The organism is Paraburkholderia ginsengiterrae (genome assembly GCF_001645125.1).
Classification (GTDB): Bacteria; Pseudomonadota; Gammaproteobacteria; order Burkholderiales; family Burkholderiaceae; genus Paraburkholderia; species Paraburkholderia ginsengiterrae.
Genome location: NZ_LXKA01000132.1, coordinates 131,243 through 140,964, shown reverse-complemented (window position 1 = coordinate 140,964; position 9,722 = coordinate 131,243). Strand labels below are relative to the sequence as shown.

Annotated in this window: 10 protein-coding genes; 6 read left to right on the top strand and 4 right to left on the bottom strand. The window is 58.7% G+C overall.

Going from position 1 to position 9,722, the window contains the following annotated elements; all coding sequences use genetic code 11:
• Positions 1-471: 471 nt before the first annotated feature.
• The 3 genes from A6V37_RS11665 (at position 472) to A6V37_RS40625 (ending at position 3,191) form a co-directional block, all read left to right on the top strand.
• On the top strand, positions 472-918 hold the full coding sequence (locus A6V37_RS11665) for a cupin domain-containing protein (protein WP_064271779.1): 447 nt from the start codon (positions 472-474) through the stop codon (positions 916-918).
• A 257-nt stretch (positions 919-1,175) separates the two neighbouring features.
• On the top strand, positions 1,176-2,828 hold the full coding sequence (locus A6V37_RS11655; RefSeq protein WP_244174031.1) for a collagen-like triple helix repeat-containing protein: 1,653 nt from the start codon (positions 1,176-1,178) through the stop codon (positions 2,826-2,828).
• Positions 2,829-3,038: 210 nt separating this feature from the next.
• A complete protein-coding gene (locus A6V37_RS40625; protein WP_157447866.1) occupies positions 3,039-3,191 on the top strand; it encodes a hypothetical protein in 153 nt (50 codons plus the stop codon).
• 2 nt (positions 3,192-3,193) lie between these two features.
• On the opposite strand, the gene A6V37_RS11650 is transcribed toward A6V37_RS40625, so the two are convergent.
• Positions 3,194-3,601, bottom strand: coding sequence for a PPC domain-containing DNA-binding protein (locus tag A6V37_RS11650; protein WP_064267769.1), 408 nt, complete (start codon positions 3,599-3,601; stop codon positions 3,194-3,196).
• Between the two features lie 448 nt (positions 3,602-4,049).
• Here A6V37_RS11650 and A6V37_RS11645 point away from each other — a divergent pair, with 448 nt between their 5' ends.
• The 3 genes from A6V37_RS11645 to A6V37_RS11635 are packed head-to-tail and all read left to right on the top strand — an operon-like array spanning position 4,050 to position 6,471.
• Positions 4,050-5,102 carry an ATP-grasp fold amidoligase family protein gene (locus A6V37_RS11645; protein WP_082902693.1) on the top strand — a complete coding sequence of 351 codons (1,053 nt, stop codon included), beginning with the start codon at positions 4,050-4,052 and terminating at the stop codon, positions 5,100-5,102.
• 8 nt (positions 5,103-5,110) lie between these two features.
• Complete coding sequence (locus A6V37_RS11640; RefSeq protein ID WP_064267768.1) at positions 5,111-5,716, top strand: DUF6875 domain-containing protein; 606 nt, start codon at positions 5,111-5,113, stop codon at positions 5,714-5,716.
• Positions 5,713-6,471 (top strand): oxygen-binding di-iron domain-containing protein, encoded by a 759-nt coding sequence (locus A6V37_RS11635; RefSeq protein ID WP_064267767.1) that lies wholly within the window; start codon positions 5,713-5,715, stop codon positions 6,469-6,471. Before A6V37_RS11640 ends, A6V37_RS11635 begins: the two co-directional genes overlap by 4 nt.
• Before the next feature lie 129 nt (positions 6,472-6,600).
• Here the strand turns inward: A6V37_RS11635 and A6V37_RS11630 are convergent, their stop codons facing one another.
• The 3 genes from A6V37_RS11630 to A6V37_RS11620 all read right to left on the bottom strand — a co-directional run bounded on the left by A6V37_RS11630 (position 6,601) and on the right by A6V37_RS11620 (position 9,670).
• The gene (locus tag A6V37_RS11630; protein ID WP_064267766.1) at positions 6,601-7,326 is read right to left on the bottom strand and encodes an alpha/beta fold hydrolase; all 726 of its coding nucleotides are present in this window, start codon (positions 7,324-7,326) and stop codon (positions 6,601-6,603) included.
• 144 nt (positions 7,327-7,470) lie between these two features.
• Positions 7,471-8,394, bottom strand: coding sequence for a LysR family transcriptional regulator (locus A6V37_RS11625; RefSeq protein ID WP_064267765.1), 924 nt, complete (start codon positions 8,392-8,394; stop codon positions 7,471-7,473).
• Between the two features lie 10 nt (positions 8,395-8,404).
• Entirely contained in the window at positions 8,405-9,670 is a 1,266-nt protein-coding gene (locus A6V37_RS11620) for a leucine-rich repeat domain-containing protein (RefSeq protein WP_064267764.1), read from the bottom strand.
• Between the last annotated feature and the right edge of the window lie 52 nt (positions 9,671-9,722).

Here is a 9,722-nt window from a genome sequence, read left to right as displayed (position 1 = left end):
GACAGGGGCTTGTTTCGATGCTGGACACCCAGCAACGCCTCCAGCGTTCTTGATGAACCGCCGTATGCGGAACCGCACGTACGGTGGTGTGGGAGGGCTGAGGGGGTGACCCCTCACCCTACCCGATTCCGGTGAGGCGGCTCGTTTTTATCCAATATATTTCTTGTGCGGCATGCTCGGTCAGAACGCCGCCGGCCTCGCTTGAGCCGGGATGCTTGACGAGCTGCAATGGGGCACACTATACCTTTCGCATAGCCTCGCCTGCTTGGGACAACCTGGGATTCAATCGTGAATCGGCGTGCGGCCATGAACTGTCGCTCGCTCATACAAACGTTTAAAACTCCAGCGGCTTTTCTTTACGGCAAAGTGTCTTGGCGAACACAGCCATGCGGATTTTTTCTCCGCATTCGACGCATCTTGCCTGGGGTGTCTAGATTTGGACCGGGAATATTCCACGCAGAGGAGACTGACATGGGTATTGAGAAAACCGAATCAAACGGGCAGATCCAGATTGGCGGATTGGGTGTTCGGTACCTGCATGACGGGACTGCGGCGGGCGGCATGGGTGTGTTCGAGTTGAGCGTACTCCCAGGCGCACGCGTGCCACCGCCCCATAGCCATACGCTCAACGAAGAGTATGTTTATGTGCTGCAGGGGGTACTTCGGTACTCCGTTGACGGCATGGCCCGTGATCTTGCGCCGGGGGAGTCGATGCATTCCCCGCGTGGCTCAGTCCATCACTTCAGCAACCCGCACGATGTCCCCGCGCTCGCGCTGATTGTCCTGACACCGGATATCGGGGCGCAGTACTTTCGCGATGTCGCCGCGATATTCAATGCCGGTGATCCGCCGGATCGCGCCATGCTCATGGATGTCATGTCCCGATACGGACTGGTGCCGGCGGCGCCGCCACAATGAACTCGAGCTGCAATAGGGCGTAGGGCGGCTGGGCGCAGCATGCCTGTGCGCCATCGTTCCGCGTTCCGTTACGTTACATGCGCTCGTAGCACGGCGCTGTTTCTCGACACATCGCGGCCACCGGGCATGGAGGCGGCGTGAATTAGAGTTTCAGGCCATTGTTTTATAAGGGTTTTTCGTCTCGAGAGCTTACATCCGACGAAAGGCACGGGCCTTGCAGTTAGCTCCCCCGATTATTCAATCACAGGGGAGCAAACATGAATAACAGTTTCAAGAAGACGACGATCGCTATGTGCGTTTCGTCGATGATCATCCTGACAGGATGCGGATCCACATTGACCACGCCGGGTCTCCCGAATGGAGCGGGAAGTGGTGCAGGAAGTGGTTCGGGCTCCGGCGCGGGGGGAAGCGGCTCGGGAGGCGGCACTCATACGCCTACACCGACTCCGACGCCTACGCCTACGCCTACGCCTACGCCTACGCCGACGCCGACGCCTACACCGACGCCGACGCCTACACCGACGCCGACGCCTACACCGACGCCTACACCGACGCCGACACCGACACCGACACCGACGCCGACACCCACGCCAACGCCGACGCCGACCACGGGCGCCAATGCCCTCGGTGTGGTCGTGCAGAACGCTGGCAACGTTGTCACCGCGACCGGCCAAACCGTATCGGCGCTCGGCAATCAAGTCGGCCTCACGCCGATCCCTGGCGGCAACTCCGCGACCGGCAGCGCGCTCGGCAACGTTCTGTCGAACCTCGGCAACGGCGTCACCGCAGTCGGCATGGGCGCTACCAATGGTCTCGGCCAATTGGGGAATTCGACCGATCCGCTCGGCGTCACGCTGTCGAGTACCGGTGGCCTCGTTTATTACGCGGGCCAGGCGGTCAACAGCGCGGGGCAGCTCGTGACCACTCTGGGCAGCGGCCCAACGGCGGCCCTCAGTCCGCTGACCACGCCGCTCGGCAACACCGTGTCGACGATCGGCACCGCCGTCAGCGGCCTCGGACTGCCGAACGGTCCGGTCCAGCAGATCACGCAGACCGTGAGCACCGCCATCACGCCGATTACGAACACGGTCTCGCAAACGACCCAAACCATCGGCGATGCCACGGGCCTTGGATCGCCTCTCAACGGCCTGCTGTCGACCCTCGGCCATGGTGTGAGTAGCGCCGGCAACACGATCAGCGTCGCGACCGGGAACCCGGTCGGCCAGAACCTGGGCAACGTCGTCACCAAACTGGGTGACACCGTCACGTCAGTCGGCGGTTTGCTGACTAGCGGCGCAGGCAGCGGCAACCCGCTGGGCGGCACGCCGCTCGCGCCGCTCACCGGCATCCTGACGTCGCTGCCGGGTACGCTCAGCGGCGGACTGACGGGCAGCAGTTCCGGCAATCCGCTCGCACCCATCACCACGATGGTGAACGGCCTGACATCGACGTTGACGGGCGGTCTTGGTGGCGCCACCGGCGGCGCCGGCAATCCGCTCGCGCCAGTCACCGGCTTGGTGAACGGCCTGACATCGACGTTGACCGGCGGTCTTGGCGGCGCCACCGGCGGCAGCGGCAATCCGCTCGCGCCGGTCACCGGCTTGGTGAACGGCGTGACATCGACGTTGACCGGCGGCCTTGGCGGTGCGACTGGCGGTTCCGGCAATCCGTTGGCGCCGGTTACTTCCATAGTCTCGTCGCTCACTGGCGCGCTGGGTTCGGTGGGAGGAGGGACCGGCTCGGGGACGGGATCCGGCTCCGCCGGTGGCAGTAACCCGCTCGCGCCGGTCACTGGCCTTGTCAGTTCGCTGACAAGCGGACTGACCGGCGCCACCGCGGGCAGCAGCACCACTGCGGGTAACTCTGGCGGTTTGCTTGGCGGGCTGAGTGGGTTGGCCGCGAAAAAGTAGCGAACCGGAGAAGTGCGAGAAAGGCGGACCGGGAAACCGGTCTGCCGTTTACCACCGCTGATCACCGTTGCGTGACCTGACACTCATCTATTTACAGTTGTCCTTATCCGCAAGCTCGAGAACAATCCCAATGAAAAGGCACTTCGACAGCGTTACAACGAGTTCATTATCGGCACGTGCAAGTCTCTTGATAATCTGACCTTCATCGACGTGAATACCGTCACCAGTATTGACTGGCTTTTTGATGACGGCTTTCATATGCGCCGCGAGGGCTACTATCAACTGGCTCAGGCAGTGACCGGAGTTTTGGTGCAGTCGAACGAGGAATGTGAAGCGGACGCTGATCTGGCTAGCGTCGGTTGAGCCTACTCCCTAGGTGGTTCGTTTCGTATCACCAGTTCCATGAACCCCGAACTTAGGTCGTACTCCCGGGAGAAGCGATGTTCGGGAAGAAGCGCCAGCAATATCTCCGCTGTTGTGCGGACCACGCAACCGCGCGCCACATGACCACCAAGCACTCGACCGCGCGAGTCGGCAACGGACATGTGCAGGTGCGCTCCATCAGACGATAAGGACCCGGCGAGCGACAGGATCTCCAGATCATCGCATAGCTCAGTCGGATGGTCGTTTCCGGCAAATCGCAATTGGGCAACGCTGAGGCTGCCAATGCCCTGGATCACGAAGGCCGCCTGCACCTTGAACTGGCGCAGCACGTCGTCGAGCGCGACACGCAGATCGTCGCCAGGAGAGAGTCGCAAAGGATGTGCTTGCATCGCGTGGTTTCGGGTTGGGGACGTGGTGATAGGTTACGGCGGATTGAGGTTGGCGACAATTGCGCGCTATCATCGACGCAGCCAATTCGTTTGGATCCTTGTCGCCGTGCGCTCTAAAGGCAGAGATTCGACAAGCACAAGAAGATGGGATGCGATTCAAGCGGGCCCTCTGGAACCACCAGACCACCTCCGAACCTCAAATGCCGTAACGGTGATCCGTACGTTGCAACAGCGTACCGGTGTCATTAAATGTGCCAATAGTTCACGACTTTCGGCCATGCCAGTTTGGGCACGTCGTCAATCGGCTAACCTCCCCACAGTACTACGCAGCTAGGAGTGTGCGGGAAGAGCCTGCGCAACCGTTCTGGCCAACGTGCACCGCAGGCGGTTGCCGCTCGTAACCAGCCGCCGTTGCCGGATACACCATTAGCGAGCAGGGAGTATTCCAATGAGCACACCGAAAGAAGTGCAGGGGCGAACTCGTCCGTATGAAGGCCCGCTATTCTCAGGACTGAAAGGGAACGCCCCGGTAAAAACGGGTAGCCAGGAATCGTCACATGCCGCAAGTGCGTCGATTTTCGGGAATAGGGCCGCGGCTATTCGAGCCCGCTTGCTTCATGGCGTGAAGCGCTTTCTCCCCGACTACGTGTTTCTGCTTCTATCGCATCGTCGAAGAGTGGGGCGCTTGCCCAATTTGAAACGACCGACGACATTCAACGAAATCATATTGGACCGTTGCCTGCATCCCGATCCGGTGTGGAGCACGCTGGCCGATAAACTGGCCGTCCGGGAATATGTGAAAAGCAGGGTGGGGGAGAAATACCTGGTTCCATTGCTGGCAACGCCTGATGCCCTTACACGGGAAGTCTTCGATGCGCTTCCTGCTTCATTCGTCATGAAGGCGAACCACGGTTGTGCATTCGTCAAAGTGGTTTGGGACAAGACTCGGGTGTCGTTTGAACAACTACGCCAGCTTGCCGACGAATGGCAGTCGACCAACTTCTATCTCGCTTCGCGCGAACGGCATTATCGAACCATCGAGCCGCGAATTTACTTCGAGAAGTTGTTGCTTGACCGAAGCGGAAAAGTGCCGCCCGACTTCAAGATCAATATTTTCGAGCGCGTCGGCGGGGATCCCGTCGTCATAACTGGCGTAGTGTCGGACCGCTTCGGCAGTCCAAGGCATGATTTCTACGACACGCAGTGGAATCGGATGGACATTGTCGTAGGTGACTATCCGCTAAGCGCCGTTCCGGCTCCGCGCTTGCCCAATTGGGACGAGGTCATCAGCATTGCCTCGCGGCTGGTTGAGGGGCTCGGTTATGTGCGCGTGGATCTTTATGTGTTCGACGAGGAGATTTTCTTTGGCGAACTGACCTTCACGCCCGGCGCAGGCGTGTCGCCGCTTTCACCCGAACGCTACGACTACGAGTGGGGGAAGCTGATCAACGAAATACCCTCGCCGCAAGAGGCGCGGGTGACCAGCCACGCTACCGAGTGAGGTTAAGCATGGCAATGCGCCCGACGCAGTCAGAGCCTCTGTCTTTTGAGGAAGCATCGGTCAGTAAAGACCTTGCCAAAGTCATAAGCTGGATTGAACATTTCCTCAGCAATCCCCACGCCGATCTCGGAAGGGCGGGTGATGTGTGCCCATTCGCAAGAACGGCAATGCTCAAGCAATCCTTCGAGTTCTACCTGAATCATTCGGAAAGTGTGCAAGACCTGTCGCGCGACATAGAGATGCACATGGAGCAATTTCATCGGAGCGACACAGACCATGACATCTACCGCTGCAGGATTGTTGTTCCGACCCATCTCGAGGAGGCGGCAAGCGCAGTAGAATACGTGCAGAAGCGGCTCAAACCAGGGTTTGTTGAACGGCGGCTAATGGTTGGTCAGTTTTACCGCGGGTGTGAGGAGCCCGGCCTGTGGAACAGGCACTTCAGGCCTCTGCAGTCTCCGGTACCGTTGATTGCCATTCGACATATGGTGCCCACGGATATCGCATTCCTGTACAACAACGAACGTTACACGCGTACATATCTCGAAGAATTCGGAAGGCGCGGACATATCGCGCTTCAGCAATTCGAAGCTGCGATGGAGACAAGCAAATGAGTTCAGCGAAAGTCGACGTTTATTCCGGTGGTATCTACAGACATAGTCTTTTTGTTGAAAAGCTGAACCTGAGCTTCTGCCAGTTTTTCATCAAGGCACCATCTGGCGCGGTTCTATGTATCGAAACCGGAATGAGAGGCGATTTTCCATCGCTGAAGTCGAACCTGTCGTCCGCGGGAATCGAGGTGGATGCTATTGGCAGTGTGATCGTGCCGCATTTTGAGGCCGATGAAATGGGCGCGCTTCCGGAGTTTGCCGCGCACAACAAGGCCGTTGTGGCTTACGCGCATCCGATCTGTTCGCATGCGCTCGCCGACGTGTTTTCCGTCAAGAGCAAACCGTTGAAGGACGAAGTGCCGGTCACGATCAACGAGGAAACGATCGTCCCTGTTTTTACGAAGCACGTGCATCAGTGGGATTCTCTGGTCGTTTACGTTCCGCGCCTCAAGGCTCTGTTCTCGTCCGACGTATTCATGAGATTTGGTCCCGTCGAAGGCGGCTCGGCAGACCCATTGCCTCAGATTATCGCCTCGATAGAAAAGTCCGGCTACCTTCCTTCCCTTGACCATCTGCAGGTTGCCTTGCAGAAAATCAGCAAATACGACGTCGAAACGATCTTCCCGATGCACGGTCCGGCGATCTCCGGTGATGCTGTTGCGGCGACGGTCAACGGACTCATTGAGTACTGCATGGAGAAAAGGACGACAGCTGACGGCAAGCTGGATAGCGAGGAATGGCGCACATCGAAAGTTTGATCTTTCGGGAAAGAGGCGCGTGTCATTGACGCTGTGGTGGGCCCGTGCACAGGCTTCAGGTTTCCTGTGCAACTCTATATTCGACGGATAAAAGAGAAAGCAAAAGAGCTGCTGTCTACTCCAGAGCCCTTATAGCGATGCCCCCTCCAGAAACGTCCTGATCTCGAGAGAGTAGGCGCCAGGGTGCGAGAACCTGAACATGTGACCAGTGCGCGGCATGATGACTTCCCGCGAACCCTTTATGCCTTTCAGGAGGATCGCCGCGGCTTCTTCGCCGATCAGCTTGTCTTCCTCGGGAGTCAGGATCAGCGTGGGGACGTCGATCTTCTTCAGCAGGGTCGTATAGTCCGTTTTCTCGATCGAGCGAATGCGGTTGATATAGGCCCTGTGCGGCGTACTCCTGATGAACAAGGCACGACTCTTTCCGGTTGACCAGGGTATCTCCCCTTCCTTGTCAAACGACGAAGCCAACTTTGCTGCGTGGAACGACAGGGTCAAATATCGGTAAAAGGGCCCTGGGAAGAACGGAGCAAGTGCCGCCAGAAACTTGAGCAAGGGCGAGGTGATCGGGCTTTTGGCAAAACCGCCTGAAAGCACCAGACCCTTGAGCCCCTTCGGCTGCCGCGTCGCAACCGCGATCGACGCGACCGCACCGTACGAGTCGCCAACTAGCACATAGCTGTCGAAGTCCTTCACCTGATCCGCGATGAAGTCGGCCAATGTTTCCAGGTCGCGGACGTCGTCCGGCAAACGAGGGGTATGCATGGGGCGATCTTGCAAGTGGGTCAACTGATTGAGCTGCCACGGAGCACCGGCGAAGCAAGGGATCATCACCAAGGTGGGCTCTTTATTCATGGGGGATTCCTGGCAGGTCGAATAAACAACTATCGCACTCTAGGAAACCCAAGGCATTCGATCCAATGGCATTTACACACCATGTCGATGCACGAAATTCATCACCCTTTGGTTGTCTCAGCTGCAACCGGCCCCTGCCGAGGTTTAACTAGCGACCATCATATTCGTAATCCACTGAACGGCAGGTTCATTGGCACGCCCTCGGGCTCGAATAACGAGCACCTCCCAAGCTGGTAACACCACGGGCAGCTCAAAAAGGCTCAGCTGCGCGGTCTCCTGCATCCGCAGTGCAACGCGCTCGGCGATAACTGCAATTGATTGCGAAGCGCCGACCATGAACGGAACAGCCAGAAAGCTGGGGCAGGTGACGGTCACCTTGCGGGTACGATCCAGGGTCTCAAGCGCATCGTCGACAGCACCCCGCGTATCACCGCGCGGCGAGACCAGAATGTGGGGAAGCCGGACGAAATCCTCCAATTCCATGTGCAGCTTCTTGCCTCGCTTGACTAGCGCTGGATGCCCCTTGCGCGCGATGCCGACGAAGCGCTCCTTGTGAACAAGCTGGCAATCAAAACGCTGCGGGGCCTGAGCGAATGAGCCAGATCCCAGCACGATGTCGAGATCGCCGTTGTCTAACATGCGCAGTGCGGATTCCGTATCGGCCGGCCTGAGCTTCAGTACGACACCCGGCGCAACGGCCTGGATCTTGGCCAGAACAGGGGCGACGACGGTCAATATGGCGTGATCGGTGGCCGCCACGGAGAGCGTCGCTTGCAGACGACCTGGATCGAACGGCCCACGTGGACTGGCGACGAGCCTGACAGACTCGAGCACCTCCGCCACTCGCGGCATTAACTCGATTGCCAGCGGTGTCGGTTCAATCCCGCGGGGGTGACGAATGAAAAGCTGATCGGCAAAAGCGGTACGCAGCCTCGATAGAGCGTGGCTGGTAGCCGACTGAGACAAATGCAATCTTTGGGCGGCGCGGCCGACATGCCTTTCGGTCCACAGCGCCTCGAGTACAACCAGAAGGTTGAGATCGAAACGCGTTAGATCCAGGGGCTTCATGGGGGATCGATCACCACACGATTCGCGTCTTTGGAAGCGCCGCTTTGAGATCGTCGACGTTCCTGGCCTGAGTGCCATACAGAACGAGCTCGCGCAGACCAGTGAGCCCTTTCAGCGCGTCGACGTTTTCGACGGGGGTGTTCGCAAGGTAGAGTTCCTGCAAACCGGTCAAACCGCGCAGTGGATCGATGTTTCGAACCCTGGTGCGAAAGAGATTGAGCATTCGCAGGCTTTTCAGGTCCGCCAGCGCCTCGACGTTCTCGACCCGGGTGTCGGCGAGATTGAGCCTTTGCAGACGGGTGAGCCCCTTCAATGCATCGATATTCGTCACTTGCGTGCGAGCGAGCACCAGCGTGTCCAGTTGGAGCATGCCCTGCACCGCGTCAATATCATCGACCTTTGATCCGTCCAGCACGAGCGTCCTGAGTGAGGACATTCCTTTTAGTGCGTCGATGTCTTGCAGCGGTGTGTTCGCCAAATAGAGCGCTTGCAGACCGCGGAGCTTGTTCAACTCACTGATGCTGCCGACCTGGGTTTCGTTGAGGTCGAGCGTCTGCAAGGAGGAGATCTGGCTGAGCGCGTCGACCTTCCGGACGTTCCTCGCTCCCCCGAGTTTGAGCGTTTCCAGATGCGGCAAATCTTCGAGCGGATTGAGATCGCGAACCTGTGTGTCCCGCAGGTCGAGATCTCGCAGATCGTGCAGGTTCTTGAGCGCGTCGAGATTCGAGACGCGGGTATCCCAGAGGTTCAGCGATTGCAGTCCGGTCAGCCCTTGCAGCGCGGCGATGTTTTCGACTTCGGTGCGATGGAGCACGAGCCTTTTTAGCGAGCGCATTTCCTTCAGGGCGTCAATGTTCCAGACGGGCGTGCCCGTAAGGTCAAGCGATTCCAGATCGTCCAGTTCCTTCAGCGAGTCAAGGTTATCGATCTGGGTGCCGCTCAGATTCAGTTCGATCTTGCGGTCGGAATTCTTTAGATGTGGCACAGCGGCCGCGACCTGAGATGCCGTCATTGTCGGTTTCGCTCGCAACGCCAGGCATGCCGAGTCAGGCGTGGCTGTCGACGCGTCGCTGTCGTTGCAGGTGCCTTTGAGGAATCCCAGTTCGCTCAGCGCCCGTTCATCCGGACTCTTGTGGAAAGGGTTGAAGATCAGCAGCAAAATGCCGAGCAACAGCACGAACGCGACGCCGATGGCCCACGGCTTGATGGTTCGCGGTGAGGACGGGGGCGGACTTTCAGCGGTTGAGTTCGCGTTTGACGGCGGGGTGTTGGGCACGGCGGGCTCCCTTAGTACAGGCCTCCTCCTTTATACACGAAGAGCGGAGTGC

Bases quoted from the DNA above. Each gene is read 5' to 3' on its own strand.
- A6V37_RS11640 (WP_064267768.1), top strand. From the start codon at position 5,111: ATGGCAATGCGCCCGACGCAGTCAGAGCCTCTGTCTTTTGAGGAAGCA.
- A6V37_RS11650 (WP_064267769.1), bottom strand. From the start codon at position 3,601: ATGCAAGCACATCCTTTGCGACTCTCTCCTGGCGACGATCTGCGTGTC.
- A6V37_RS11665 (WP_064271779.1), top strand. From the start codon at position 472: ATGGGTATTGAGAAAACCGAATCAAACGGGCAGATCCAGATTGGCGGA.
- A6V37_RS11655 (WP_244174031.1), top strand. From the start codon at position 1,176: ATGAATAACAGTTTCAAGAAGACGACGATCGCTATGTGCGTTTCGTCG.
- A6V37_RS11645 (WP_082902693.1), top strand. From the start codon at position 4,050: ATGAGCACACCGAAAGAAGTGCAGGGGCGAACTCGTCCGTATGAAGGC.
- A6V37_RS11630 (WP_064267766.1), bottom strand. From the start codon at position 7,326: ATGAATAAAGAGCCCACCTTGGTGATGATCCCTTGCTTCGCCGGTGCT.
- A6V37_RS11625 (WP_064267765.1), bottom strand. From the start codon at position 8,394: ATGAAGCCCCTGGATCTAACGCGTTTCGATCTCAACCTTCTGGTTGTA.
- A6V37_RS11635 (WP_064267767.1), top strand. From the start codon at position 5,713: ATGAGTTCAGCGAAAGTCGACGTTTATTCCGGTGGTATCTACAGACAT.